The organism is Umezawaea tangerina (genome assembly GCF_003002815.1).
GTDB classification, from domain to species: domain Bacteria; phylum Actinomycetota; class Actinomycetes; order Mycobacteriales; family Pseudonocardiaceae; genus Umezawaea; species Umezawaea tangerina.
This window is the reverse complement of the sequence record NZ_PVTF01000003.1, coordinates 535,736-561,903: the sequence shown is the minus strand read 5'-3', so window position 1 is coordinate 561,903 and position 26,168 is coordinate 535,736. Positions and strand designations below refer to the sequence as shown.

The following is a 26,168-nucleotide window of genomic DNA, read 5'->3' as shown; positions in this document are numbered from 1 at the left end:
TATCGCTCAAGTGACGCGCTGTCGAACACCTTCGAGGTGCACGTCCCAGGTCGCGCGGGCGGCTTTCTCCCAGCCGAAGTCCTCGGCACGGCGCAGACCTGCGCTTACCATGCGGGCAGCGGTAGTCCCATCGTCCACAACGGACCTGATTGCCCGTGTGAGCGCTCCCGCGTTGCCACGCGGTGTGACGATTCCAGCCCCACCGGCAACTTCGACCAGGGCGGGCGCGTCGGAGTGCACGACGGGAACGCCTAGAGCCATGGCCTCCAGCAGCGGCAACCCGAAGCCCTCGGCGAGACTGGGCACGGCGAGCAGGGCCGCACGGCGCAAGGCGTACACCAGTTCGGAGTCCGCCAACCGCCCGAGCACCCGCACGTGCGGCGCGGAGACGTCCACGGCACCCCACCCCGGCGAGCCGATCAGGACGAGGGGGATCCCGGCCTCGGCCGTCGAGGTGACGAGCGTCTCCAACCCCTTGCGCGGTTCGACGGTCCCCACCGCGAGCACGAACCGCTCCGGCAGGTCGATCGGCGACTCCTCCGGCCACCGCGTCGCGCCGTGGCCGATCACGTGCACGGGCGCGGCGCCGGGCGCGTGCCGGGCGAGGTCGGCGGCGACGGTCCCGGTCGGCACGACGATCGCGGCCGCCTTGCCGGTGGCGCGGGTGATCACCTTCCGGTGCCAGGCGGCACCGCGCCTGGTCAGGGTTTCCGGGTGGGTCCACGGCACGGCGTCGTGCACGGTGACGACGACCCGGCCGCCCGGCGGGGCCAGCGGGGTCGGCGCGTGCACGGAGTCGCCGCCCGGCCAGTACGGGACGCCGTGCTCCCAGGCGGCGATCAGCGCGCGGCGGGGCAGCGGCAGCACCTTGGGCCCCTCGACGCCGGGGACCACGGCGGCCGCGACGTCCTGGTGGCGGCTGACGGCACCGGTGACGGTCCACCCGGCGGGCGCGGTCGCGGCGAGCGCCGCGGCCAGCTCACGGGTGTAGCGCCCGGTACCGCCGGGGACGGGGGCGAGCAACTGCTCGGTCAGCACAACGAGCTGGGGCACGTGCCGTACCGTCTCACGCCGTGTCCAGTGCCAGCACGGTGGTCGTCGTGACCTGGCGGGGGCGTGAGCACATCACCGCGTGCCTCGACGCGCTCGCCGCCCAGAAGAGTCCACACCGGACACTGGTGGTGGACAACGCGTCGGATGACGGGACGGCTGCCCTGCTCGCCGCCCACCCGAGCGCCCCGGACGTGGTCAGGCTGCCCCGCAACCTCGGGTACGCCGGTGGCCTGGCCGCCGTGCTGGACCGGGTGGACACGCCGTACGTGGCCTGGCTGAACGACGACGCCGCCCCCGACCCGGCCTGGCTGGTGTCGCTCGAGGAGGCCCTCGACGGCGACCCCGACGTGGCCGCGGCCACGTCGTCGATGGTGCTCGCGGACGGCTCGACGCAGTCCGTCGGCGTCTCGCTGACCGCGGACGGGCACGGCGTGGACGTGGTGCTCGCGGGCCGCGAGGTGTTCGGCTTCTGCGGGGGCGCGGCGCTGCTGCGGACCGGAGCGCTGCGCCGCGCGGGAGGGGTGCCCGCGGGGTTCTTCTGCTACTACGAGGACACCGACACGGCCTGGCGGCTGCGGCTGGCGGGGCACCGGGTCGTGTCCGTCGGGCCCGCGCGCGTCACGCACCGGCACGGTGCCAGCACCCGGCCGGGCTCGGTGCCGTTCCACCGGTGGAACGAGCGCAACCGGCTGCTGATGCTCCTGCGCTGCGCCCCGCTGCCCGTCGCGCTGCGCGAGGTCGCCCGCTTCGCGGTGATCACCGCGCTGCTGCCGCTGCGCTCGGGCGTGCCCGAAGCGGCGAACTTCCGCCTCGCGCTGCGCTTGCGCGTGCTGGCCGAGGTGCTGCTCCGCTGCCCGTCCGCGCTGGTCGCGCGAGCCGTGATCGGCCGCCGTTCGGTGGTCCCCCGCCGTGACGTGTGGCGCACTTGGGCGGGCAGGTAGACCCTTCGGCTCACGACACGCGCTGTGATGAGGCAGGCTTAGGCCCGCACACCCGTCGTGGAGCGAGGAGAGTGATGGTGCTGCCCGTCGTATCCGTGGTCGTGGTGAACTACCGCGGCGCCGAGGACACCATCACGTGCCTGCGGGCCCTGGCGGAGCTCGCGTACCCCGCCGACCGGCTCGAGGTCGTCTGCGTGGACAACGCCTCCGGCGACGGGAGCGCGGAGCGGATCCGGGCGGCCGTGCCGGGCGCGACCGTGGTCGAGGCACCGGCGAACCTGGGCTTCGCGGGCGGCTGCAACCTGGGGGCCGCCTCGGCGACCGGCTCGGTGCTCGCGTTCCTGAACAACGACGCCCGGCCGCACCCGGAGTGGGCGCGCGCGGCCGTGAAGGTGCTCCAGACCGAGCCGACCGTGGGCGCGGTGGCCAGCAAGGTGCTCGACTGGGACGGCACCGAGGTCGACTTCGTCGACGGCGGCCTCACCTGGTTCGGCATGGGCTACAAGCGGCACGCGGGGCAGCCGGACGACGGCAGCCACGACGGCCCGCGCGACGTGCTGTTCGGCACCGGCTCCGCGCTGTTCGTGCGCACGTCGGTGTACCGCTCGCTCGGCGGGTTCGACGAGCGCTTCTTCATGTTCTACGAGGACGTCGACCTCGGCTGGCGGATGAACCTGCGCGGCTGGCGGGTGCGCTACGAGCCAGCGTCGCTGGCCTTCCACAAGCACCACGCGTCGATGACGTCGATCGACCACAGCCGCGAGCTGTACCTGCTGGAGCGCAACGCGCTCGCGGCCCTGTACAAGAACTTCTCCGACGACACGCTGGCCAAGGTGCTGCCCGCCGCGCTCGCGCTGGTCGTGCGCAGGGCGACCGCCCGCGGCGAGATCGACGCGACGCAGCTGGAGATCACCCGTCGACCGGTCGACCCGGCCGACGACCTGGCGCCGGTGCCCGTCGACCGGAAAGCGCTTGCCGGGTTCCTGGCCATCGACCAGTTCGTCGAGCTGATGCCGTCGCTGCAGGAGTCGCGCAAGGTCGAGCAGGCCGCGCGGGTGCGCAGCGACCGCGACCTGGTCCCGTTGATGCGCAAGGCGATGGAGCCCGCGTACCCGCTGCCGCGCTACCTCGCCGCGCACGACGTCCTGGTCGACGTCTTCGCACTGGACGAGGTCTTCGGCAGGCCGCGGCGCATCCTGATCATCACCGGGGACGCGATCTCGGAGAAGATGGCGGGCCCGGCCATCCGGGCCTGGAACATGGCCGACGTGCTGGCGGGCGAGCACGACGTCCACCTGGTCACGGTGAACCCGCTGTGCGCGCCGCCGGAAGCCGCTTTCCCGATCTCCCGCTCCAAGCCGCGCGACCTCGCCCCGCTCATCGGGTGGGCCGACGTGATCGTCCTGCAGGGCCACGCGCTGGAGCTGGTGCCGGAGCTGAAGAAGGCCGGGTCGACCAAGGTCGTCGTGTGCGACGTCTACGACCCGATGCACCTGGAGCTGCTGGAGCAGGGCAAGGAGGAGAACGACGAGCAGCGCGCGCTGGACATCGTCGGCGTGACCCGCGTGCTCAACAACCAGCTCAGGCGCGGCGACTTCTTCCTGTGCGCCTCCGAGCGGCAGCGGCACTTCTGGCTCGGCCACCTGGCCGCGCTGGGCAGGCTGACGCCCTCGTTGTACGACAACGACCCCACGGTCCGCTCGCTGCTGTCCGTGGTGCCGTTCGGCCTGCCCGGCAAGCCGCCGCAGCGCACCGGACCCGCTGTCAAGGGCGTCGTGCCGGGGATCTCGGACACCGACAAGGTCGTGATCTGGGCGGGCGGCGTCTACAGCTGGTTCGACCCGCTGACGCTGATCCACGCCGTGCACCGGCTGCGCGAGGACCACGCCGACCTGAAGCTGTTCTTCCTCGGCATGAAGCACCCGAACCCCGAGGTGCCCGACATGGACATCGCGGGCCGGACCCGGTCGCTGGCCAAGCGGCTCGACCTGGTGGGCAGCTCGGTGTTCTTCAACGAGACCTGGGTGCCCTACCACGACCGGCAGAACTGGCTGCTGGACGCGGACTGCGGCGTGACCACGCACTACGAGCACGTCGAGACCACGTTCGCCTTCCGCACCAGGGTGCTCGACTACCTGTGGGCCGGGCTGCCGATCGTGACGACCGACGGCGACTCGTTCGCGGAGCTGGTCGACCGCGAGGGCCTCGGCGTGGTGGTGCGCTCGGAGGACCCGGACGCGCTGGCCGCGGCGCTGGAGAAGGTGCTCTACGACGAGGAGTTCGCCGCCGGGTGCCGCGAGCGGATCGCCGTGGTGCGCGAGCGCTTCACGTGGGACACCGTGCTGGCACCGCTGGTGGAGTTCTGCCGCAACCCGCGGCCCGCCGCCGACCGGCTGCGCGGCTCGGCGCCGCTGGTCCGCAACACCCCGTTGACCACCAGCGCGAAGCTCAAGCGCGACGCGCGGCTCGTCCGCGAGTACCTCGACCAGGGAGGACCGACGGAGTTGGCCAAGCGCGCGACCGGCCGGGTGCTGAAGAAGTTCCGCGGCGGCGCACATGGGTGAACCCGTGCGCGTGCTGCTCGACGGCACTCCCCTGCTCGGCCACCGGACCGGCATCGGCCGCTACACCTCGGCGCTGGCCGAGGAGCTCGCGTCCATGCCGGACGAGGTGGACGTGCGCGCGGTGGCGTTCACCCTGCGCGGCTGGCGCGCCCTGCGCAGCGTCCTCCCGCACGGCGTCCAGGCCCGCGGCCTCCCGGTGTCCGCCCGGCTGCTGCGGCAGTTCTGGCTGCGCTCCCGGTTCCCGCCGGTGGAGGTGCTCGCCGGGTTCACCGACGTCATGCACGCCACCAACTTCGTGCTGCCGCCGACCATCAGGGCGGGTGGCGTCGTCACCATCCACGACCTCGCGTTCCTCGCCTCCCCCGGCGACCTCCCGCCGTCCGACCGGCGCCTGCCCGAGCTCGTCCGGCAGTCCGCCCAGCGGGCCGACGTCGTGTGCACGCCGACGCACGCCGTGGCCAGGACCGTCGAGGAGCGGCTCGGCATCCCGGCCGACCGGATCGTCGTCACACCGCTGGGCGTGGACCCGGCGTGGTTCGCCTCGCGCCCGCCGAACGACGCGCTGCGCTCCCGCCTCGGCCTGCCGTCGGAGTACCTGCTGTTCGTCGGCGCGGGCGGCCCCCGCAAGGGCCTGGACACGCTCCTGAGGGCCCACGCGACCGACCAGTCCCTGCCGCCGCTGGTCCTCGCGGGCCCCCGCCAGGCGGGCGTGGACGGCCGGGTCATCCGCACCGGCTACCTGGCCGACGTCGACCTGCGCAGCGTCGTCGCGGGCGCCTCCGCCCTCGTCCTCCCGTCCCGCGACGAGGGCTTCGGGCTCCCCGTCCTGGAAGCACTGGCCTGCAACGTCCCGGTCGTCTGCTCCGACGTCCCGGCGCTGCGCGAGGTCGCGGGCGGGCACGCGGCCCTCACCCCGGTCGGCGACTCGGACGCGTTGGCCCACGCCATGTTCGCCGCCGTGGAGACACCGCCGACGCCCGTCGCCCAGATGGCCCGCCGCGCGCACGCCTCGGAGTACACGTGGCGCCGGTGCGCCGAGACCACCCTCACCGCGTACCGGCGGGCCGCGGGCAGGTGACTCCCCGGGGGCACCGGGTGAGGATGTGCGCGGACCGCCGCGCACCGCGGAGGTGCCGGACGGCGGTGTCGACGAGCTAGCGGCGCGGCGCCTGGTCGGTCGCGTCCTCGCGGGAGCCGGTCGACGCGGTCCACGTGACCTGGCGCGAACCGGTGACGGCGGCGACGCAGCGGAGGAAGCGACGACGGTCTCCGTCGTGGCCTCGCGCGCTGGAAACGGGGGCTCGCCCGTGGTCGGACATCTGAAAAGGTTCTCGCAAGCGCGCAGCGTTATCCAGTCCTCGGGGCGGTCTCCACCCCATCGGCGCAAGGCGGGGCTGTTTGCGGCACGGGTCGTTCACTGAGAGCATCCATTCCGCCTCGACGACTAGCAGAGAAGGCATCGCGATGAGCTTCAACGCCGTGTGGTCCATCCAGGACGCGGACGAGTCCGGAGAGCAGATGACCGTGACGACCCCCGAGGAGGTCGACGCACTGCTGGCCCGGCTGGCCGAGAGCGGCGCCGGTGCCGCGGTCATCGAGCACCAGGAGCGGGCGCTGATCCCGGACGTCGAGGGGCTGCTGGGCGCGCCCGGCGAGGTGAAGATCCCGGACCACGACGTCGCGGCGGCGGTCAGCCGGGGCTTCGGGTACCTGACCTACGCGGACCCGGACCAGGACTACTCGACGCTGGTCGGGGAGGGCGACTCCCCGGTCTACGCGTCGGAGTACGTGGACTACCCGGCCGGCAGCGGGGTGCACGTCGGGGTGCTGGCGGCGGCGCTCAAGGAGTTCCTGATCACGGCGCGGCGGCCGTCCTGCGTGGAGTGGCAGGACGCCTAGCGGTTGTCCGCTCCGGCTGGTCGGGACGGCGTCCCCCTGACGAGCCGGAGCTCCGGGCCCGCTAGGACACCAGTGAAGGGCGTTCGACGTCCCACCTGGAGTTGCCGAAGCTGCGGATGCCGGACACCAGGCGGTCCACGTCCGCCTCGGGCCGCACCACCAGGCGGACGAACTGGCCGCTCATGCCGAGCTTGTTGCCGCACTCGCGGATGAAGATCTGCTGCTTGTGCAGCAGGAAGTCGCGCAGCTCGATCCCGTCGACGTCCGGCGCGAGCTTGACCAGCAGGAAGTTCGCCTGCGACGGGTACACCTGCAGCTCGGGCAGCCGGGACAGCTCCATGCCCATCCGGTAGCGGTCCATGGACAGCTTGACCAGGCTCTCGCCGTACTCGTCGAGGTGGTCGCCGAGCATGAAGACGAACGCCTCGGCCAACGAGTTGAGGTTCCACTTCGGCAGTGTCGCCGCCATCCGCTTGGCCAGCGCGGGGTTCGCGACGAGGTAGCCGAAGCGGACGCCGTGCAGGCCGAAGTTCTTGCCCAGGCTCTTGAGCACCACCACGTTCGGCCTGATCATGGCCTCGCTGACGACGGACGGGTTGCGCTCGACCTCGACGAAGTCGATGAAGGACTCGTCGATGATGACCAGGTCGAGGTCGGCGAGCTCGTCCATGAACCGGATGATCTCGCGGCGGGGCAGGTAGCCGCCGTCGGGGTTGTTCGGGTTGCACAGCACCGCGACCTTGGAACCCCTGGCGCGGATGAACTTCAGGTAGGCGTCGATGTTGAGCTCGAAGCCCTCGCTCTCCTGCAGCGGGAACATGTCGACGCGCTTGCCGGTCTCCATCGGCTGGTCGGTCCACCGGCCGAACGTGGGGATCGGGATCGCCACGCTCTCCTTGATCCACAGGTGGTCGATCCAGGTGATGATCTCGGTGGAGCCGTTGGACATCGCGATCGTCGCCGGGTTGAGCCGCAACGTCCTGGCGAGCTGACCGGCGATGGCGTCGGTGCTGCTCGGGTAGAACTTCAGGATGCCCTCGAGGTTGTTCGCCAGCGCCGCGAACATCTGCGGTGTCGGGAAGTAGGGGTTGCAGGGGATGCAGAAGTCGACCATGTGCTGCGCGCCGTCCCCCAGCTTGCGGGACAGCTCGAAGAAGGACGGGCTGTGCGCGGTCTTGCCGAACACGTCCGAGTCCACACCATGCCGCACGTGACCACTCCCCTGCTCACCGTCGACGCCCACTGGACCAGGCAGTCCATCCGGGCGGGTCTCAGGGGGGCATACGTGCGGGGTGGACCACTGGTTCACGGCGTGGTCTCGGACGGGTTTCGGCTATGTCACGGCGGATCCGAGCACTCCCGAGGCCACCGCGGTGGAGAGCGCTTCCCGCCAAGGCGGCAACGGGGCAAGGCCCGCCGCGCGCCACGTGCCGCCGGACAGCACCGAGTAGGCGGGGCGCGGTGCCGGGCGCGGGTACTCGGTGGACGCGCACGGCCGGACGCGGCCGGGATCCGCGCCCAGCTCCTCGAAGATGGCGCGGGTGAAGCCGTACCAGGTCGTGTCGCCGCCGCCGGTGCCGTGCAGCACCCGCGCCCGCGGCCCGTGTCCGGTCGTCGCGAGCCCGGCCAGCTGCACCAGACCCGTTGCCAGGTCTCGCGTCCACGTCGGCGAGCCGCGCTGGTCGTCCACAACGGACACCGTGTCGCGCTCCTTCTCCAGGCGCGCCATGGTCTTCACGAAGTTCGCGCCGGACGCGCCGTACGCCCAGGCGGTGCGGACGACCCAGGAACGCCGCCAGGAGGCCAGAACGCGTTCCTCGCCCGCGAGCTTGGTGCGCCCGTAGGCCGAGCGCGGACCGGTCGGGTCGGTCGGCTCGTACGGCCGGTCGGCGTCACCGGGGAACACGTAGTCGGTGGACACGTGCAGCAGCGGCACGTCGTGCCGCGCGCACTCGGCGGCGAGCATCCCAGGGCCGAGCGCGTTCACCGCGAACGCCCGGTCCTCGTCGGTCTCCGCCTGGTCCACGGCGGTGTACGCGGCGGCGTTGACGACCGCCGGCCGCAGCCCGTGGTCGCGGGCGCTGGCGGCGAAGGTCGCGACGGCGTCCGCGACGCACTCGGCGTCGGTGATGTCCAGCTCGGCCGACGACGGGGCGTGCGCGAAGCCGTCGCGGGGGGCGACCGCGAGCAGGTCGTGGCCGAGCTGGCCGCGACCGCCGGGCACCAGGAGCGCGAGTGCCATCAGCCGTTCGCCCGCGCCTTCAGCTTCTCCCACCACGGCCGGTTCTCCCGGTACCACCGCACGGTGCTCGCGAGGCCTTCGGCGAAGTCGACCCTCGGCGCGTAGCCCAGCTCGGTGCTGATCTTGGTGATGTCGACCGAGTAGCGGCGGTCGTGGCCCTTGCGGTCGGCGACCATCTCGACCGACGACCAGTCGGCGCCCATCGCGTCGAGCAGCAGCCCGGTCAGCTCGCGGTTGGTCAGCTCGGTGCCGCCGCCGATGTTGTACACCTCACCCGCGCGGCCGGACTCGGCCACGAGCTGGATGCCCCGGCAGTGGTCGGCCACGTGCAGCCAGTCGCGGACGTTGAGGCCGTCGCCGTAGAGCGGCACCTTCCCGCCGTCCATCAGGGTGGTGACGAACAACGGCAGCACCTTCTCCGGGAACTGGTACGGCCCGTAGTTGTTCGAACACCGGGTGATGCACACCGGGAGTCCGTGCGTGCGGTGGAAAGCGCGCGCCAGCAGGTCGGAGGAGGCCTTCGAGGCCGAGTACGGCGAGTTGGGCTCCAGCGGGTGCGACTCCGGCCAGGAACCGTCCTCAATGGACCCGTAGACCTCGTCGGTGGACACGTGCACGAACTTGCCCACACCGGCGTTCAGCGCGCCCTGCAAGAGGGTCTGGGTGCCGAGCACGTTGGTGAGCACGAAGTCGGCGGCACCGGAGATCGAGCGGTCCACATGGGACTCGGCGGCGAAGTGCACGACCACGTCGGTGCCCGCCATCACGTCCTCGACGGCGGCGGCGTCGCAGATGTCGCCCTGGACGAACCGGTAGCGCGGGCTGTCGGCGACCGGGGCGAGGTTCTCCTCGTTGCCCGCGTAGGTCAGCTTGTCGAGCACCACCACCTCGGCGTCGGCGAACGCCGGGTAGGCACCCCCGACCAGCTCCCGCACGTAGTGGGAGCCGATGAAGCCGGCACCACCTGTCACCAGAACGCGCATCTCAAGTCCTTTACACCGGTGTAACCATCGCAGTGGGTCACCTAGTAAAGCGTGCAACCCACCAGGTTGTTACAGCGTCTCCCGTATAAGAAGAGCTGACGACCAGCGCCGATGGCACCTGGCCCACTAATCTTTGCTGAGCACCACCGCGCACGGGGGAGGCACCACTCGTGGAGGGCAGAACGCCGCTGGCGAGCGAGCAACCAGGACCTATCCGGGTTGCCGCGACCCCCGCACCCCGACGCTCGACCACGCTCCGGGTCCTCCTGGTCACCGGGCGTTCGGTCATCGCCCTGCTGTCGGCGGCTGTGATGGTGGTCACCTGGTACGGCTGGAGCTTCCTGCGGAACCTGGACCAGGGCACGACGACCACCGACGTCATCTCCGCCGAGGTGTCCGAGAACGCCGGTGTGGGCCGCAAGCCGCTCGACGGCGCGGTCGACATCCTGATGGTCGGCATCGACAGCCGGGTCGACGCGCAGGGCAACCCGCTGGCACCCGAGGTGCTCGACCTCCTCAGCGGCGGTGTCGCCGACGGCGAGATGAACACCGACACGATGATCCTCGTGCACATCCCGGTCGACGGCACCCGCGCCCGCGCGTTCTCGTTCCCGCGCGACTCCTACGTCGAGATCGCGGACGGCTTCGGCAAGCACAAGCTGAACTCCGCGTTCGCCCGGCAGAAGAACACCGTCGCGGAGGAGATGGCCGCGAAGGGCGAGACCGACCAGGCCAAGATCAACACCGAGTCGACGGCCGCGGGCCGCAAGACGCTCATCAAGACCATCGAGAACCTCACCGGCGGCTCGATCACCATCGACCGCTACGCCGAGGTGAACCTCGCGAGCTTCTACGAGGTGACCAAGGCCATCGGCGGCGTCGAGGTCTGCGTGAACCAGGCCACCAGCGACTACAAGTCCGGCGCGAACTTCGTCGCGGGCCCGCAGACGATCGAGGGCGCGATGGCGCTGTCGTTCGTGCGGCAGCGCGAGGGCCTGCCCAACGGCGACCTGGACCGGATCGCCCGGCAGCAGGTGTTCATCGGCGCGCTGGCGAAGAAGGTGCTGTCCACCGGCATGCTCACCGACGTCGACAAGCTCGACAGCCTGGTCAGCGCGGTGCAGAAGTCCGTGGTGCTGAGCCAGGGCTGGGACATCGCGACGTTCGCCGAGCAGATGCAGGGCCTGGTCAGCGGCAACATCGAGTTCCGCACCATCCCGGTCGGCGAGACGATGGACACCTACTACGACGGCAACGTCATCCAGGTCGACCCCGCGAAGGTGAAGGCCTTCGTCAAGAACCTGGCCACCGACGAGAGCCAGTCGCCGTCGACCTCGAACGCCCCGACCACGCCGAACGGCCAGATCACCGTGCGGGTGCTCAACGCCTCGGGCACCCCGATGCTCGCCGCGACCGCGCTGGACGCGTTGGTGGGCAAGGGCTACCTGCGCGGCGACGCGGGCACGGCCGACGTCCTGCTGGACTCCACGATCGTCCACTACGCGCCGGGCGGCAAAGCGGTCGCGGACAAGGTCGCCAAGGAGTTCGGCGGCGCCACCGTGGAGGAGGACGACTCGGTGCTCAAGAACCAGGTCGTCGTCTACGTCGGCGCCGACTACAGCCCGCAGGAGGACCGGTCGGACCCCGCGGGCACCTCGGGCACGCCGGTCCCCGGTTCGTCGACCACCGCGCCGCCGCCCGCCATCACCGCGGGTGGTCTCGTCTGCGTGAACTGACGCGGCCATCTCGGTGAAAACGGCCGTGGCGACGGCCCGGCGCCGGCTAGCCTTGGTGTTCACCACCACCACGCCGAGGAGGAGTCTTGCGGGCCGTCCTCGCCTTCGCACGGGTGCTGGTCGCGCTGCTGTCCGCGGCCGTCCTGGTGGCGGCGGGCTACGGCTGGGTGACCCTCAAGCGGGTGAAGGAGAGCGTCAACACCACCGACGTGATCTCGGTGCTGTCCGACGTGCCGAACTCGCCGCCGCTGCGCGACGGCGCCACGGACATCCTGCTGGTCGGCAGCGACAGCCGCACCGACGCGCAGGGCAACCAGCTGCCGCCGAGCGTGCTGCGCCAGCTGCGCACCGAGGCCTCCGACGGGGTGAACACCGACACGATCATCGTGCTGCGGGTGCCGACCGACGGCGGCAGGGCGACCGCCGTGTCGATCCCGCGCGACACCTACGTGCCGATCCCGGACTACCGCGAGGACAAGATCAACCAGGCGTACGGCGTCACCAAGTACGCCACGATCCAGCGCCTGCGCGACGAGGGCGTCGGGGACGCCGCCGAGCGGGAGAAGCAGGGCGACCAGGCCGGGCGCAAGGCGCTCGTGCAGGTCGTGCAGGACCTCACCGGGATCAGGGTCGACCACTACGCGGAGATCAACCTCTACGGCTTCTACCTGCTCACGGACGTCATCGGCGGCGTGGACGTGTGCTTGAACTCCGGTACCAGCGACTCCGCGTCGGGCGCGAACTTCCGGGCCGGGCCGCAGCGGGTGACCGGCGGCGACGCGCTGGCGTTCGTGCGCCAGCGCAACCTGCCCGGCGGTGACCTCGGCCGGATCAGGCGCCAGCAGGTGTTCCTGTCCGCCGCGGTGTCGCAACTGCTGTCCGCGGGCACGTTCACCGACCAGGAGAAGCTCGCCGGACTGCTGGACGCGGCCCGGAAGTCGATCGTGGTCGACGACGGCCTCGACCTCGTCGCGCTGGCCCAGCAGGCGCGCGGGATGGCGGGCGGCACCGTGGAGTTCGCCACCATCCCGGTCACCGACGTCAACGCCCGCAACGACCGCGGCCAGAGCATCGTCACCGTCGACGTGGCCGCCGTGAAGGCGTTCGTCGCCGAACGGCTCGGCCCCGCCAACACCCTCGTCCCCGTGACGACCACCACCACCGCGCCCCCGAGCCCGACCCAGCGGTTCGCGGGTGGCAAGGTGGTCGGCGTGGACGGCGCCCGTCGCGCCGCCCAGCCGGATGTGCCTTGTGTGGACTAGGAGAGCACTGCCTTGAGCGTCACCGAAGCTCTGTTCACGCCGCTGCTCGCCGCCGAGCCGGGGCGACCGCTGATCACGCACTACGACGACGCCGACGGCTCCCGCGTCGAGCTGTCGCGCGCCACCATCGCCAACTGGGCCGCCAAGACCGCGAACTGGCTGCGCGACGAGCACGACGTCGAGCCGGGCGACCGCGTCGCCGTGCTGCTGCCCGCGCACTGGCAGACCGCCGGCGTGCTGCTGGGCGCCTGGTGGTGCGGGGCGACCGTGACGGACGACCCCGCGGGCGCGAAGGTCGCCTTCGTGGCGCCGGACGGTGCCGCGCCGGGGGCCGACGTGGTCGCGGTGGCCTCGCTGCACCCGATGGGGCTAGGGCTGCGCGGACAGGATCTGGGTGCTGCCGTGGACTTCCTGGACGACGTCCGGGTGTACGGCGACGACTTCACGCCGTGGGGACCGACGCCCGGCAGCACGCCCGCACTGGGAGCGTCCACTGTGGACGATGTCGTGGCCGAGGCGCGGTCGCGTGCGGAGACGCTCGGCATCTCAGGGGACTCGCGGGTGCTGTCCACTGTGGAGTGGACGCAGCCGGACGGCGTGCTGAACAGCCTGCTGGCCGTGCTGGCCGGCGGAGGGTCGTTGGTGCAGTGCAGCAACGTGAACGCGGAACTGCTGCCCGCCCGGAGGACCAGCGAGAAGACGACCGTGGAGCTGGGCGGGGCGGCCTAGTCCCGTTGCCGCGCGGCGTACTTCCTGGTGATGAGCACCAGGACGCCGACGATGGCGATAGTCAGGGCCGGTGAGCCGACCACCATGACGTCCACCGGCAGCGTGTAGGCCAGGGGGATGCGGACAACGGCGTCCACGAGCATCCCCACGCCCCACAGGATCGTGGCGAAGCGGACCGTGCGGCGGACCGCCGGGGAGTCCCGGTAGCGGTCGGCAACGGCCGGGGCCGTTCTGGCCGTGAGGGTGAGCAGCAGTGGGCGCTCGGCGAAGAGCGACCCGAGGAAGACCAGGCCCACGGCGAGGCTGAGCAGGGAGTCCTTGGCGATGACGAACCGGGCGTCGCCGGTGAGGAAGAGGGTCAGCAGGCCGAAGGCGAACAAGGCCAGCATGAAGGTGGCGGCGGCGTCGACGGTGCGGGTGCGGAGGATGCCGACGAGGAGGACGAGCCCGGAGGTGGCGGCGCCGGCGGTGAGGGAGAGCCAGTCGGGGGCGCCCAGGTGGTTCAGGAGGTAGTAGCCGCCGATGGGGAGGGCCAGGTCGACCAGGAGGGTCGGCAGCAGGGCCTTGATCCGGCTGTCCATGGTGTGACGGTAGCTGTGGGGGTGTTGGTGGGGTGGGGTTGGTGGGGTCGTTTTCGTGGTGGGTTGGCCGGGTATGGGTGGCTGATCCCTCGACACCGGGTATGGGATTCGCCGAACTTGGGACTGGTATCGCTGCGGCCGTGGGCGGTGCGGCCGGCTTGACTTGGGGCCCCTTTTTTGGGCTTCGTCGGGCGAAAAAGGGCAGGTGGTAGAGCCTGCCCTCCGCCGCAAGTCTAAGCCCAAAAACCCCAAGTCAAGCCGGCCGCCAGCGGACGAGCGGGCTCGCTTCCAGCGTCGTGGGGAGGTTGCTCGCTGTTGGCAGCGTTGTTGGGCGGTTTGCTTGCTGTTGGCAGCGTCGTGGGGAGGTTGCTCGCTGCTGCCAGCGTTGTTGGGCGGTTTGCCTGCTGTTGTTGGTCTAGCCCTTCAGCAGTGCCCTTGACATGACGACCCGCTGGATCTGGTTGGTGCCTTCGTAGATCTGGGTGATCTTGGCGTCGCGCATCATGCGTTCGACGGGGAAGTCGCGGGTGTAGCCGGCGCCGCCGAAGAGCTGGACGGCGTCGGTGGTGACTTCCATGGCGACGTCGGAGGCGTAGCACTTGGCGGCGGCGGTGATGAAGCCGATGTTGGGTTCGCCGCGTTCGGCCTTGGCGGCGGCGACGTAGACCATGTGGCGGGCGGCTTCGATCTTCATGGCCATGTCGGCGAGCATGAACTGGACGCCCTGGAACTCGGCTACGGCCTTGCCGAACTGCTTGCGGTCCTTGACGTAGGCGATGGCGGCCTCGAGTGCGCCCTGGGCGATGCCGACGGCTTGCGCGCCGATGGTGGGGCGGGTGTGGTCGAGGGTGCGGAGGGCGGTTTTGAGGCCGGTGCCGGGGGCGCCGATGATGCGGTTCTCGGGGATGGTGCAGTTCTCGAAGTGGATCTCGCGGGTGGGTGAGCCCTTGATGCCGAGCTTGCGCTCCTTGGTGCCCACGGAGAAGCCGGGGTCGTCCTTGTGGACGACGAAGGCGGAGATGCCGTTGGACTTCTTCTCGGCCTTGGGGTCGGTGACCGCCATGACGGTGTACCAGGAGGACTCGCCCGCGTTGGTGATCCAGCACTTGGTGCCGTTGAGGACCCAGTGGTCGCCGTCGAGCACGGCGCGGGTGCGCATGGAGGCGGTGTCGGAGCCTGCCTCGCGTTCGCTGAGCGCGTAGGAGGCCATGGCCTCGCCGGCGGCGATGGAGGGCATGACCAGCTGCTTCAGCTCCTCGGAGGCCGCGAGCAGGATGGGCATGGTGCCGAGCTTGTTGACGGCCGGGATGAGGGAGGAGGAGGCGCAGACGCGGGCGACCTCCTCGATGACGATGCAGGTGGCGACGGAGTCGGCGCCCTGGCCGTCGTAGGCCTCGGGGACGTGGACGGCGGCGAAGCCGGACTTGACCAGGGCGTTGTGCGCCTCGACGGGGAAGCGCTCGTTCTCGTCGACGTCGGCCGCGTGCGGCGCGATCTCCTTGTCGGCGAGGGAGCGGACGGCCTCGCGCAGCGCGTCGTGCTCCTCGGCGAGCTGGTACGTGCCGAAGCTCGGGTCCACTTGTTACCTCCCAGTAGGGCCTACTGGGATGATGTTAGCGCGCGTTCACATGCCCGCGCACGGGTGCCTTTCGACACGTTGGCGGCGTCGGAAGGCACCCGTGGGCGGGGTCAGAGGGCCTTCTGCAGCGCCGCGTCCTTGTCGAGCACCATCCGCTCCAGGTCGGCCTGGAACGCGGCGACGCGGTCCTGCAACGCGGGGTCGGCGGCGGCGAGGATGCGGACGGCCAGCAGGCCCGCGTTGCGGGCGCCGCCGACGGCCATGGTGGCGACCGGGATGCCCGCGGGCATCTGCACGATCGACAGCAGCGAGTCCATGCCGTCGAGGTACTTGAGCGGCACCGGCACGCCGATCACCGGCAGCACGGTCGTCGAGGCGACCATGCCGGGCAGGTGGGCGGCACCGCCCGCACCGGCGATGATGCACCGCAGACCACGGCCCGCGGCCGACCGCGCGTAGTCGATCATCCGCTGCGGGGTGCGGTGCGCGGACACCACGCTGACCTCGTACGGCACGTCGAACTCGGCCAGCGCGTCGGCGGCGGCCTTCATCACCGGCCAGTCCGAGTCGCTACCCATGATCACGCCGACCTGCGTCACTGCTGCTGCCCTCCGTGGATGTCGAACCCGTCCAGCCACACGCCGTCGGACAGCCAGTGCGCGGCGAGCCTCGCCCGGTCGCGCACGTCGTCCATCCGCTCCCCGAGCAGCGTCACGTGGCCGATCTTGCGGCCCGGCCGCTCCGCCTTGCCGTACAGGTGCACGTGCGCGTCGGGGAACCGGGCGAACAGGTGGTGCAGCCGCTCGTCGAGGATCATCGGCGGATGCGCTGTCGGCTGGTTTCCGGCTTCGCCGGAGGAAGCACCGAGGACGTTCGCCATCACAACGGCTGGAGCAAGCAGGTCGGTCACGCCGAGGGGGTAGTCGAGCACCGCGCGCAGGTGCTGCTCGAACTGCGAGGTCCGCGAGCCCTCGATGGTCCAGTGGCCGGAGTTGTGCGGGCGCATGGCCAGCTCGTTCACGACCACGCCGTCCGCGGTCTCGAACAGCTCCACGGCCAGCAGCCCGACGACGCCGAGCTCGTCGGCGACCTTCAGCGCCAGCTCCTGCGCGGCCTGGGCGACCTCGGGGTCGACCGAGGGCGCGGGGGCCAGCACCTCGACGCAGATGCCGTCGGACTGCACGGTCTCCACCAGCGGCCACGCGGCGCCCTGGCCGAACGGCGACCGCGCCACCAGCGCGGCCAGCTCGCGGCGCATCGGCACGCACTGCTCGACCATCAGCGGCGTGCCCGCGGCCAGCAGCTCGTCCACGGCGGTCCGCGCGCTGTCCGGCGTGTCGAGCATCCACACGCCCTTGCCGTCGTACCCGCCGCGCACGGCCTTGAGCACGCACGGCCAGCCGTGCTCCGCGCCGAACGCCAGCGCGTCCTCCGGGGTGTTCACCTCGGCGAACGGCGGCACCGGCAGCCCCATGCCCGCGAGCTTGCGGCGCATCACCAGCTTGTCCTGCGCGTGGACCAGCGCGTCCGGGCCGGGGTGCACCTTCACCCCTTCGGCGACCAGCGCGCGCAGGTGCTCGCCGGGCACGTGCTCGTGGTCGAAGGTGACCACCTCGCAGCCCTCGGCGAACGCGCGCAGGGCGTCGAGGTCGGTGTGCGCGCCGAGCACGACGTCGCGGGCGACGAGTGCGGCTGGGTCGGAGTCGGAGACGGCGAGCACGCGCAACGACTGGCCGAGCGGGATGGCCGCCTGGTGGGTCATGCGGGCGAGCTGGCCGCCGCCGATCATGCCTACAACGGGAAGGCCGGTACGGGAGTCCACGGGACGGTCACTCTACCTGCACAAACGTGGACTCCCGACACCGGCTACACCCGGCGGGCGCGCCTGAGCCAGTACCAGGCCAGCAGCAGCAGCCCGGCCGCGAGGACGAGGAAGATCCCCGACTCGATCCACCGGAACAGCTCGACCCGCTCGGCGGGCTGGTAGTCGGCGTAGCGCCCGGCGGCGCCATGGGCCCTGAGGCACTCGACCGGCTCGATCCCGTTGCGGCCGCCGCAGCCCCAGTCCTGGTCGCCCATGGGGACGCCGTTCGCGTCGGCGTACCCGCTGTCGACCGGCAGCGCGGTGAACGGCACCAGGGGGTGGTGCACCGGGCTCCAGGCCTCGAACGAGCGCACGGGCGGCAGGTAGTGCTCGCGACCCCACCGCGCGAGCACCTCGCCGACCCCGAGGAAACCGATCCCGGTGATCGCCATCGCCGGCAGCGTGCGCCTGGTGAGCGCCCCGACCGCGACACCGAGGGCGAACGCGAACAGCGCGCAGCCCACCTGGACCTGGGGGGCGGCCTCGAACACGTTGCGCTCGAACACCCTGATGGTGTCGACGCCCATCTTCGGCACCCTTTCGAGCATGACGCCCGACACCACCCCGGCCAGCGCGGCGAGGCAGGCCGTCACGGCGCCGAGCAGGGCGACCTGGCCCGCCAGCCACCGGGAGGCCGACACGTCCTGCCCCCACGCCAAGAGGTGCGTCCGCAGCTCGTACTCGCGCGCCACCAGCGGCGCTCCCCAGAACATGCCCGCCGCCAGCGCGAACAGCAGCCCGATGGACGAGAACTGCTCCAGCACCCGGTAGGTCGGGTAGTTCAGGCTCGAGGCCCACGCCACGAAGTACCGGCTCACCACCGCCATCCCCACGGCCGCGAGCGCCACCAGCCCCGACGTGACCAGGATCGACGTGCGGTGCGTGCGCCAGGCGACCCAGAGCAGGTCGCCCCCGCCAACGCGGGTCTTCGTCACCGTCGTCATGCCACATCCCCCTTGCGCGTCGCCGACAGCAGCGCCAGCACGTAGTCCTCCAACGACACCGGCCGCACCACCCACGGCGCGGACACCACCGGCGTGGTCGGCGTCCTCACCAGGAACAGCGACTGGCCGTCCAAGTGCTTGTCCCACAGCACTTCCCCCCGCACCGGCGACTCCTGCGCCCGCGGCCCCACCACCATCACGTGCGCGGCCAGCAGCTCGTCCAGGTCCCCGTCCGCGAGCAGGGTCCCGTGCGCCAGCAGCAGCAGGTGGTCGACGACCCCGGACAGCTCGGTGACGATGTGCGTCGACATGACGACCGTCGCCCCCGAGTCCGCGACCTCGCTCAGCAGGTCCCGCATCACCTCGGTGCGCGCCAACGGGTCCAGGTCCGCCAACGGCTCGTCGAGCAGGAGCAGGGTCGGCCGCGACCCGATCGCCACCGCCAGCGCGACCTGCGTGCGCTGCCCGCCGGAGAGCTGCCCGCACCTGCGGTCCAGCGGGATGTCGAACCGCTCCAGCCACGCCTGCGCCCTGGCCTGGTCCCAGACCAGGTTGAGCCGCGCCGCCAGCTGGAGCACCACCCTCGGCGTCAGGTGCTTGTAGACCGGCTTCTCCTGCGCCACGAACGCCACCCGCTCACCCGGCCGCAGGGTGAACTCCCCCGCGTCCGGCCGCAGCAGTCCGGACAGGACGGTCAGCAGCGTCGTCTTGCCCGCGCCGTTCGCCCCGACCAGCGCGGCGACCCTGCCCGCGGGCAGGTCGAACGTGCAGTCCCGCAGCGCCACCGAGCTCCGGTACCCCTTGCCAAGGCCCCGCACGGCGATGCCCGCCGTTTCCACGACAGCCGTCATGGCACCTCGATCCTCTCCCCCTCGGTGAGCACCGACCCGACCAGCGCGTCGATGTCCTCGTTCTCCAGTCCGGCGGCGCGCGCCTCGTCCACCCAGTCGACGAGCTTGGCGCGCAGCCGGTCCATCACCTCGGGGTCGACCGACCCCAGGGTGGCCTTCACGAACGTGCCGGAGCCCTGGCGCGCCTCGAGCAGGCCCGCGCGCTCCAGCTCCCGGTACGCCTTCAGCACCGTGTTCGCGTTCACGCCGCTGGTCGCGACCACGTCGCGGACCGTCGGCAGCCGGTCGCCCGGCTTGAGCCAGCCGAGTCTCAACGCCTCCCTGACCTGCCGGGCCAGTTGCAGGTAGGCAGGGAGGCCGCTCGCCTTGTCGATGCGGAACTCGACCACGCCTCACCTCCAAAGTGTGTTACTCAACTAAGACACTAGCTAAGTGGACCACTTGGCGGGCTGTCAAGCCGGGAACGCCCGAACGCCCGCCGCTGCGGGAGCGACGGGCGTTCGGGTCGGGGCGCGGACCGGGCGCTGGACAGGGGTTTCAGCGCCGTGGCGCAGGGTTCTGGGGGCCGTCAGCGGCCCAGGGCGGCGAGGAGCGCGCAGGCGTCCCCGTGGGTGGCCGGGAGGTGTTCGGACCAGACGTCCGCGGGGCCGGTGGGTCTTACGTGCGGGTCGACGGCGAGCCGGTCGGCGGCCAGCACCCGCACGGTCGAGATCCGCTGGGCGAGCGAGGCGTCCCGCCGGGTCAGCACCGCGGCGACCGACGGGCCGAGGGTGGCCAGCGTCTCGCCACCGTCGAACACGACCCGCAGCACGTCCGACAGCAGCGTCATCGCGACCACGCGGGACCAGCCGGTGGCGCGGGTCAGGTCGAGGCCGACCAGCACGAGCGCGTAGCGGTCGCCGGGCGCGGGCGTCCCGCGGTAGAGCTCCGCCAGCCTGGTGCGCAGGTAGCCGCGGGTGGCCAGCCCGGTCAGCGGGTCCTCCGCGCCGCGGTCGGCGGCCTCCTCGGTGAGCACGTCCGCCCAGCCCAGCGCGGTCAGCCGCAGCATCCGCGACGGCAGCGCGTCGACGTTCGGGGCGACCACGCCGCATGCCCCGTCCAGCACCGCGTGCAGCGCGGCCAGGTCCAGCAGCGTCTCGCCGAGACCGGCGCCCGCCTCCGCCCGCGACCGGCCGAGCCGGACCAGCGCGTCACCGGGGTCGGCGGTGTCCACCATGGCGGTGACGACGTCGTCGACCTCGCGCGACGGCCAGTCACCGGGGAAGGGCCAGCCCGCCGCGAGACTCGCGGTCCGCCACCTCGACTTCAGCACGCGTTCCGCCTGTGCGACACCCACGTGGGTCGTCTCCCCTCCCGGTCGGTTCACTACCACGGGACGCCGTGGGACCGCATCCGTGACGTGGGTTCACCCGACCAGTCGGGGGGCTTGAGGTGACGGTGAGCGACCACGTGAGTCACACTGGCCGCCACGAGGGAGGGAAAACGTGGCGACCGTTCCTGCTGATGTCCAGGGACCGAGCGACTCGGAGCTGATCGACTCCGTGCGCGGCGGGAAGATCGAAGCGTACGGCGAGCTGTACGAACGCCACGTCTCGGCGGCCTACAACCTCGCCCGCCAGCTGACCCGTTCCCCTGCCGAGGCAGATGATCTGGTGTCCGAGGCTTTCGCCAAGGTGCTGGACACTCTCCGTGGCGGCCGCGGCCCGGACTCGGCGTTCCGCGCCTACCTCCTGACGGCTTTGCGGCACACCGCGTACGACAAGACCCGGCGCGACCGGAAGGTCGAGCTGTCCGACGACGTGTCCGCGGTGTCCGGTGTGCCCGCCGAGGCGGTCAGCGTCCCGTTCAGCGACACGGCCGTCGCCGGGCTGGAGCGCTCGCTCGCCGCGAAGGCGTTCGCCCGGCTCCCCGAGCGCTGGCAGACCGTGCTGTGGCACACCGAGATCGAGGGCCAGTCCCCCGCCGAGGTCGGCCCGCTGCTCGGGCTGACCGCGAACGGCGTGTCCGCGCTCGCCTACCGCGCCCGCGAGGGCCTGCGCCAGGCCTACCTCCAGGTGCACCTGACCGAGACCACGTCCGACCGCTGCCGCGCGACCGTCGACCGGCTGGGCGCGTGGACCCGCGGCGGGCTGTCCAAGCGCGAGACGACCCAGGTCGAGGCGCACCTCGACGAGTGCGACCGGTGCCGCGCGCTGGCCGCCGAGCTGTCCGACGTCAACGGGTCGCTGCGCGGGTTCGTCGCCCCGCTGGTGCTGGGCCTCGGCGCGACCGGCTACCTGGCCGTGACGGCCGGGGCGGGCAAGGCCGTCGCCGCGACCGCCGTCGCCGGTGCCGCGGGAGCGGGCGGTGCCGCCGGTGCCGCCGCGTCGCTGCCCCGGCAGCTGCTGGGCGTGGCCGCGTCGACCGCCGCGCTCGCCGTGGCCGTGGCGATCGGCCTGACCTCCGGCGGCGGCGACACCACGCCCGCCATCGCCGAACCTCCCCCGGCGCCGGTCGTGACGAGCCAGCCCGTCGTGCCACCCGTGCCGCCCGCCCCGCCCGCCGTCGTGCCCGCTGTGCCGCCCGCGCCGCCGGCTCCGCAGCCGCAGCCGGACCCGCCGTCACCCGAACCCGCGCCCGCCCCCGCGGCGCCCCCGGCCGAGACGCCGCCGCCGGCGCAGCCCCAGCCGACCCCGGCGGCGCTGGTGCCGACGGTGCCCAGCGGGTTCACGCTGGTGCCCGGCGAGGCCCCGAAGGCGCTGCCGATCACGATCCGCAACACCGGCGAGTCCGTCTCCGAGCCCGCGAGCATGGCGCTGGCGCTGCCGCCCGGCGTCCGCTCGGTCGGTCCCGTCGCGTCGTTCGCGGGCGCGCGCCTGCTGGCGCTGGACGGCCTCGCCGAGCAGACCGTCCCGTGCCCGGCGGGCAGCGGAACGGTGACCTGCACGACCGCGCAGGGCATCGCGCCCGGCGGCACCGCCACCTTCGTCTTCAACCTCCAGGCCGACCCCGAGGCCGTCGGCGGCACGATCACCGGCACGGTCTCCGCGGGCACCACCCTCACCGTCGCGGTGACCGTGGCCGTCGAGGTCCAGCCGGTCCGCGACGACCTCGTGCTGACCGTCCGCAAGTGGCACGAGGTGTTCTGGGACCCGCGGCTGGACGTGACGGTGACCAACACCGGCACCAGGGCGGGTCCGCTCACGCTGTCGCTGACCACCGGTGACGGCATCGTGCTCACCACCCCGTGCGCGGGCTGCTCGGTGCGCGACCACCGGATCGAGTGCCGGGCCGAGCTCCAGCGCGACGGGTCCTACCGGATGTCCGCGTGGGCGTTCGGGCTGCCGTTCCGCGGCGGCACCGTCCGGGTCACCGCGACCGTCGGCACGGCGTCGAAGTCGGTCGACGTGCCGGTGTCGCTGCTGCCCGGCGTCGAGGCGCCGGTGCTGCCGCCGTCGACGCCGGAGCTCCCGCCGGTGACCACGGCGCCCACGACCACTGTGCCCTCTGTGCCCAGCACGACCGCGCCGACCACGACCACCACGCCCGTTCCCACCACGACGACGCCGCCGGAGACCCCTCCGACGGCACCGGGGACACCCGGCGAACCGGTCGCCCCGCCGGTCGTGCCGACACCTCCGACGACCCCGCCCACGACGCCCCCACCGGCGACGACACCCCCGTGCACCCCCTGGCCGCCGTGGTGGCCGCCGGTGCTGGGCGACCTGCTGCCGGGGTACTGCCAGCCCCCTCCGTAGTCAGTTGATCACGCATCCGTAAACTGCCCCGGTGCTGCCAGCCGTACGCCGGGCCTTGGGCCGTCTGCCGGAACCCGTCCGCTTCCTGCTGAACAAGCACCGCGAGCTCATCAGGTTCGCGGTGGTGGGCGGGACGACGTTCCTCGTCGACAACGGCGTCTGGTACGCCCTGAAGCTCACCGTGCTCCAGGAGAAGGTCGTCACGGCCAAGGCCATCGGCATCCTGGTCGCGGTCATCGCGTCGTACGTGCTCAGCCGCGAGTGGTCGTTCCACACCCGCGGGGGTCGTGAACGTCACCACGAGGCCGCGCTGTTCTTCCTCGTGAGCGGCGCCTCGGTCGGGCTGAACCTGCTGCCGCTCTACGTCTCGCGGCACCTGTTCGGGCTCCAGCACCCCGCGGTCTCGCTGGTCACGGAGGAGATCGCCGACTTCGTCAGCGGGTCGATCATCGGCATGCTGGTCGCCACCGCGTTCAAGTACTGGGCGATGCGCAAGTGGGTCTTCCCCGAGGCCGACGCCCGCCCCGATGTCGTCCGGGCGACCAGCCGGTTGCGCGTGGTGACCGACGACGAGGACCGCGAGGTCGCCTGACCTGCGCGTTAAGCCGATCTCCGTACACTGCTTTGGTGTCCGTAGTCGAGAACGTGGTCCTCCGGTTCCCAGAACCATTCCGCTCGCTGGCCCTCAAGCATCGCGAACTGCTGAAGTTCGCCGTGGTCGGCGGCACCTGCTTCGTGATCGACACGGCCATCTTCTTCGGCTTGAAGTCGACGATCCTGGTGGACAAGCCGGTCACCGCGAAGATCATCGCGACGCTGGTCGCGACGATCGTGTCCTACGTGCTGAACCGCGAGTGGTCCTTCCGCACCAGGGGCGGTCGCGAACGCCACCACGAGGCGCTGCTGTTCTTCCTGATCAACGGCGTCGGCATCGCGCTCAACTCGCTGCCGCTCTACGTGTCGCGCTACCTGTTCGACCTCCAGGAGCCGCACGTCAGCAGGCTCACCGAGGAGATCGCCGACTTCGCCAGCGCCCAGGTCATCGGCACCCTCGTCGCGATGGCGTTCCGCTGGTACGGCTACAAGAAGTGGGTCTTCCCGGAGGCCGACGCCCGTCCGCGCAAGGGCCACGGCACGCCGGAGGAGATCGACGAGGACGTCGAAGGCCTCGGCCACTCCTGATCCGGGGTTCGGGCCTCCGAACCCGTCGACGACCACGGACGGTCAGCGGGGCGTGTGGTCCGTGCGCCACGGCACGCCGACCACGTCCTCGGCCTTCGGGACCGGCAGGAACACCGAGAACGTCGCGGGCCTTGCGGTGGACAGCTCCAGCCTGCCGCCGTCGGCGTCGACCAGTGCGCGGGCCAGCGCGAGGCCGACACCCGTCGAGCCGCCGCCGGAGACGCCGCGTTCGAAGATGTGGCTGGCCAGCTCGTCCGGCACGCCCGCGCCGCCGTCGCTGACCTCGACCACGATCGCGGTCTCGTCGCTGCGCGCGGACAGCACCACCGGGCCCTCGCCGTGGCGCAGGGCGTTGTCGAGCAGCACGCCGATGGCCTCGCGGAGCCTGCCGGGGGTGGCCCTGGCGAGCATGCCGTCCGGCACCCGGACGCGCAGCGCCCGCCCCTCCCCGCGCAACGGCTCGCGCCACTCCTCGGCGATCGCGGTCAGCTCGGCGCGCAGGTCCAGCGGCTCGGCGTCCACGGACCTGGCCGCACGGGCCGCGGCGAGCAGTTCGTCCAGCACCTCGGCCAGCCGTTCGGCCTGCTCCAGCGCCGCGCCCGCCTCGGCCGCGGTCTCCGGCTCCTCGTGGTCGGCCAGCGCCTCCAGCCGCAGCTGCAACGCGGTGAGCCTGCTGCGCAGCTGGTGGGACACGTCGCCGACCAGCTCGCGTTCGCGCTGCACGAGCTGGGCCAGCGCCCCCGCCGAGGTGTCCAGCGCCTGCGACACCAGGTCCAGCTCCTCGACCCCGTGCCTGCGGTCGTCGTAGCGGAAGTCGCCCGCGCCGAGCCGCGCGGCCCGTGCGGCGACGTGCCCGAGCGGGAGGGCGAGCTTGCGGGCGGTGACCGTCGCGACGACGGTGCCGGTCGCCACGGACAGCACCAGCAGCAGCACGACCGACACGGCGACCTGCGCCTGCCGGGTGCGCATCGGGCCGGACGGCATCTCCAGCCGGACGTTGCCGCCCTGCGCGATCGGCACCTCCTCGGACAGCACGTCCTCGCCCAGCTCGGGCCCCAGCTCCTGCTCGCCCGACGCGGACCGGACCCGCAAGTGGGCGCCCTGCGGGATGGCCACCTGCACGGTGTCCAACGTGATCGGGGCGCCGTCGGCGATCTGGTCGTCCAGCGCGGCCGCTATCCGCCGGGCGCTCGCGGCCAGGTCCGAGTGCGCGGCGTCGTCGACGAGCTGGAGGGCGGTCCAGCCGAGCGGGATGCCGAGCACGAACCCGGTCACCGCGACCGCGAGCATGATCGCCCGCATGATCCTGGTGCGCATTAGTCGGCGTTGAACCGGAAGCCCACGCCCCGGACGGTGGCGATGCGCTTCTCGGCCGAGCGCAGGGTGCCGTCGCCGAGCTTCCGGCGCAGCCACGACATGTGCATGTCCAGCGTCTTGCTGCCCTTGAGCTCGGGGTCGTTCCACACCTCGGAGAGGATCTCGTCGCGGTTCACGACCTGACCGGACCGCTGCATCAGCACCCGGAGCAGCTCGAACTCCTTGTTCGCGAGCTGCACCTCGCGGCCGTCGACGACGACCCGGCGGGCGGCCAGGTCCATCCGGACCCCGTTGACCTCCAGCGTGCCGGGGGCGCGGCGGCGCAGCAGCGCGCGTATCCGCGCCATCAGCTCGGCCAGCCGGAACGGCTTGGCCACGTAGTCGTCCGCGCCCGCGTCCAGGCCGACGACGAAGTCGACCTCGTCGGAGCGGGCGGTCAGCATCAGCACCGGGACACCGCGGCCACCCGAGCGGAGCCTGCGGCACACCTCCAAGCCGTCCATCCCCGGCAGCCCCAGGTCGAGCACCAGCAGGTCGATGCCACCGGCGACGGCGACCTCCAACGCGGTGGGCCCGTCGCTCACGACGTGCACGGCGTACCCCTCGCGCTGCAGCGCTCGGGACAGTGGATCGGCGATTGCCGGGTCATCCTCGGCCAACAAGACCACGCTCACGAAACCCAGACTAGGCCTGGCACGATTCGG

Annotated in this window: 24 protein-coding genes; 10 read left to right on the top strand and 14 right to left on the bottom strand. The window is 72.0% G+C overall.

What is annotated here, in order from left to right; translation table 11 throughout:
• Positions 1-6 precede the first annotated feature (6 nt).
• Positions 7-1,053 (bottom strand): glycosyltransferase family 4 protein, encoded by a 1,047-nt coding sequence (locus tag CLV43_RS13035; protein WP_106187348.1) that lies wholly within the window; start codon positions 1,051-1,053, stop codon positions 7-9.
• Between the two features lie 20 nt (positions 1,054-1,073).
• Between CLV43_RS13035 and CLV43_RS13030 the strand changes: the two genes are divergently transcribed.
• The 4 genes from CLV43_RS13030 (at position 1,074) to CLV43_RS13015 (ending at position 6,457) form a co-directional block, all read left to right on the top strand.
• The gene (locus tag CLV43_RS13030; protein WP_245886378.1) at positions 1,074-1,994 is read left to right on the top strand and encodes a glycosyltransferase family 2 protein; all 921 of its coding nucleotides are present in this window, start codon (positions 1,074-1,076) and stop codon (positions 1,992-1,994) included.
• Between the two features lie 74 nt (positions 1,995-2,068).
• Entirely contained in the window at positions 2,069-4,558 is a 2,490-nt protein-coding gene (locus CLV43_RS13025) for a glycosyltransferase (protein WP_170155821.1), read from the top strand.
• Positions 4,551-5,636 (top strand): glycosyltransferase family 4 protein, encoded by a 1,086-nt coding sequence (locus tag CLV43_RS13020; protein ID WP_211304338.1) that lies wholly within the window; start codon positions 4,551-4,553, stop codon positions 5,634-5,636. The genes CLV43_RS13025 and CLV43_RS13020 overlap by 8 nt, the downstream gene beginning before the upstream one ends.
• Before the next feature lie 386 nt (positions 5,637-6,022).
• Complete coding sequence (locus tag CLV43_RS13015; protein WP_106187347.1) at positions 6,023-6,457, top strand: Imm1 family immunity protein; 435 nt, start codon at positions 6,023-6,025, stop codon at positions 6,455-6,457.
• A 61-nt stretch (positions 6,458-6,518) separates the two neighbouring features.
• Here the strand turns inward: CLV43_RS13015 and CLV43_RS13010 are convergent, their stop codons facing one another.
• The 3 genes from CLV43_RS13010 to rfbB form a co-directional block, all read right to left on the bottom strand.
• Positions 6,519-7,667 carry a pyridoxal phosphate-dependent aminotransferase gene (locus CLV43_RS13010; RefSeq protein ID WP_211304337.1) on the bottom strand — a complete coding sequence of 383 codons (1,149 nt, stop codon included), beginning with the start codon at positions 7,665-7,667 and terminating at the stop codon, positions 6,519-6,521.
• 123 nt (positions 7,668-7,790) lie between these two features.
• Positions 7,791-8,699, bottom strand: coding sequence for a dTDP-4-dehydrorhamnose reductase (gene rfbD, locus CLV43_RS13005; protein ID WP_211304359.1), 909 nt, complete (start codon positions 8,697-8,699; stop codon positions 7,791-7,793).
• Entirely contained in the window at positions 8,699-9,682 is a 984-nt protein-coding gene (rfbB, locus tag CLV43_RS13000; RefSeq protein WP_106187346.1) for a dTDP-glucose 4,6-dehydratase, read from the bottom strand. Before rfbB ends, rfbD begins: the two co-directional genes overlap by 1 nt.
• Positions 9,683-9,852: 170 nt before the next feature.
• Here rfbB and CLV43_RS12995 point away from each other — a divergent pair, with 170 nt between their 5' ends.
• From CLV43_RS12995 to CLV43_RS12985, 3 genes are all read left to right on the top strand, one after another.
• Positions 9,853-11,418, top strand: a complete 1,566-nt coding sequence (locus CLV43_RS12995; protein ID WP_245886374.1) for an LCP family protein — start codon at positions 9,853-9,855, stop codon at positions 11,416-11,418.
• A gap of 86 nt (positions 11,419-11,504) precedes the next feature.
• Positions 11,505-12,680, top strand: coding sequence for an LCP family protein (locus CLV43_RS12990; protein WP_106187345.1), 1,176 nt, complete (start codon positions 11,505-11,507; stop codon positions 12,678-12,680).
• Between the two features lie 12 nt (positions 12,681-12,692).
• Entirely contained in the window at positions 12,693-13,409 is a 717-nt protein-coding gene (locus CLV43_RS12985; RefSeq protein WP_106187344.1) for a TIGR03089 family protein, read from the top strand.
• On the opposite strand, the gene CLV43_RS12980 is transcribed toward CLV43_RS12985, so the two are convergent.
• From CLV43_RS12980 to CLV43_RS12945, 8 genes are all read right to left on the bottom strand, one after another.
• Complete coding sequence (locus CLV43_RS12980; RefSeq protein ID WP_170155790.1) at positions 13,406-13,990, bottom strand: VC0807 family protein; 585 nt, start codon at positions 13,988-13,990, stop codon at positions 13,406-13,408. The two genes, CLV43_RS12985 and CLV43_RS12980, sit on opposite strands and share 4 nt — an antisense overlap.
• A gap of 415 nt (positions 13,991-14,405) precedes the next feature.
• A complete protein-coding gene (locus CLV43_RS12975) occupies positions 14,406-15,569 on the bottom strand; it encodes an acyl-CoA dehydrogenase family protein (RefSeq protein WP_106187342.1) in 1,164 nt (387 codons plus the stop codon).
• Positions 15,570-15,679: 110 nt separating this feature from the next.
• Positions 15,680-16,168 carry a 5-(carboxyamino)imidazole ribonucleotide mutase gene (purE, locus tag CLV43_RS12970; protein ID WP_281262152.1) on the bottom strand — a complete coding sequence of 163 codons (489 nt, stop codon included), beginning with the start codon at positions 16,166-16,168 and terminating at the stop codon, positions 15,680-15,682.
• Positions 16,165-17,391 (bottom strand): 5-(carboxyamino)imidazole ribonucleotide synthase, encoded by a 1,227-nt coding sequence (locus CLV43_RS12965; RefSeq protein ID WP_106187341.1) that lies wholly within the window; start codon positions 17,389-17,391, stop codon positions 16,165-16,167. Before CLV43_RS12965 ends, purE begins: the two co-directional genes overlap by 4 nt.
• A 44-nt stretch (positions 17,392-17,435) precedes the next feature.
• Positions 17,436-18,377, bottom strand: coding sequence for an ABC-2 transporter permease (locus tag CLV43_RS12960; RefSeq protein ID WP_106187340.1), 942 nt, complete (start codon positions 18,375-18,377; stop codon positions 17,436-17,438).
• The gene (locus CLV43_RS50035) at positions 18,374-19,228 is read right to left on the bottom strand and encodes an ATP-binding cassette domain-containing protein (RefSeq protein ID WP_106187339.1); all 855 of its coding nucleotides are present in this window, start codon (positions 19,226-19,228) and stop codon (positions 18,374-18,376) included. Before CLV43_RS50035 ends, CLV43_RS12960 begins: the two co-directional genes overlap by 4 nt.
• Positions 19,225-19,617 (bottom strand): GntR family transcriptional regulator, encoded by a 393-nt coding sequence (locus CLV43_RS12950; RefSeq protein ID WP_106187338.1) that lies wholly within the window; start codon positions 19,615-19,617, stop codon positions 19,225-19,227. Before CLV43_RS12950 ends, CLV43_RS50035 begins: the two co-directional genes overlap by 4 nt.
• 179 nt (positions 19,618-19,796) lie before the next feature.
• Positions 19,797-20,564, bottom strand: coding sequence for a nucleotidyl cyclase domain-containing protein (locus tag CLV43_RS12945; protein ID WP_106187337.1), 768 nt, complete (start codon positions 20,562-20,564; stop codon positions 19,797-19,799).
• Positions 20,565-20,712: 148 nt separating this feature from the next.
• Here CLV43_RS12945 and CLV43_RS12940 point away from each other — a divergent pair, with 148 nt between their 5' ends.
• Genes CLV43_RS12940 through CLV43_RS12930 form a run of 3 tightly spaced genes read left to right on the top strand, consistent with a single transcriptional unit; the run spans position 20,713 to position 24,147 of the window.
• Positions 20,713-22,965 (top strand): sigma-70 family RNA polymerase sigma factor, encoded by a 2,253-nt coding sequence (locus tag CLV43_RS12940; protein ID WP_106187336.1) that lies wholly within the window; start codon positions 20,713-20,715, stop codon positions 22,963-22,965.
• A gap of 34 nt (positions 22,966-22,999) precedes the next feature.
• Positions 23,000-23,557 (top strand): GtrA family protein, encoded by a 558-nt coding sequence (locus CLV43_RS12935; RefSeq protein WP_106187575.1) that lies wholly within the window; start codon positions 23,000-23,002, stop codon positions 23,555-23,557.
• A gap of 35 nt (positions 23,558-23,592) precedes the next feature.
• On the top strand, positions 23,593-24,147 hold the full coding sequence (locus CLV43_RS12930; protein WP_106187335.1) for a GtrA family protein: 555 nt from the start codon (positions 23,593-23,595) through the stop codon (positions 24,145-24,147).
• Positions 24,148-24,189: 42 nt separating this feature from the next.
• On the opposite strand, the gene CLV43_RS12925 is transcribed toward CLV43_RS12930, so the two are convergent.
• Together CLV43_RS12925 and CLV43_RS12920 are read right to left on the bottom strand one after the other, a co-directional pair.
• Complete coding sequence (locus CLV43_RS12925; RefSeq protein ID WP_106187334.1) at positions 24,190-25,464, bottom strand: ATP-binding protein; 1,275 nt, start codon at positions 25,462-25,464, stop codon at positions 24,190-24,192.
• Complete coding sequence (locus CLV43_RS12920; protein ID WP_106187333.1) at positions 25,464-26,138, bottom strand: response regulator transcription factor; 675 nt, start codon at positions 26,136-26,138, stop codon at positions 25,464-25,466. The genes CLV43_RS12925 and CLV43_RS12920 overlap by 1 nt, the downstream gene beginning before the upstream one ends.
• Between the last annotated feature and the right edge of the window lie 30 nt (positions 26,139-26,168).

Excerpts from the sequence above, each read along its gene's own strand:
- CLV43_RS13015 (WP_106187347.1), top strand. The coding sequence starts at position 6,023 with ATGAGCTTCAACGCCGTGTGGTCCATCCAGGACGCGGACGAGTCCGGA.
- CLV43_RS50035 (WP_106187339.1), bottom strand. The coding sequence starts at position 19,228 with ATGACGGCTGTCGTGGAAACGGCGGGCATCGCCGTGCGGGGCCTTGGC.
- rfbB (WP_106187346.1), bottom strand. The coding sequence starts at position 9,682 with ATGCGCGTTCTGGTGACAGGTGGTGCCGGCTTCATCGGCTCCCACTAC.
- CLV43_RS13020 (WP_211304338.1), top strand. The coding sequence starts at position 4,551 with ATGGGTGAACCCGTGCGCGTGCTGCTCGACGGCACTCCCCTGCTCGGC.
- CLV43_RS12960 (WP_106187340.1), bottom strand. The coding sequence starts at position 18,377 with ATGACGACGGTGACGAAGACCCGCGTTGGCGGGGGCGACCTGCTCTGG.
- CLV43_RS13025 (WP_170155821.1), top strand. The coding sequence starts at position 2,069 with ATGGTGCTGCCCGTCGTATCCGTGGTCGTGGTGAACTACCGCGGCGCC.
- CLV43_RS12980 (WP_170155790.1), bottom strand. The coding sequence starts at position 13,990 with ATGGACAGCCGGATCAAGGCCCTGCTGCCGACCCTCCTGGTCGACCTG.
- rfbD (WP_211304359.1), bottom strand. The coding sequence starts at position 8,699 with ATGGCACTCGCGCTCCTGGTGCCCGGCGGTCGCGGCCAGCTCGGCCAC.
- CLV43_RS12925 (WP_106187334.1), bottom strand. The coding sequence starts at position 25,464 with ATGCGCACCAGGATCATGCGGGCGATCATGCTCGCGGTCGCGGTGACC.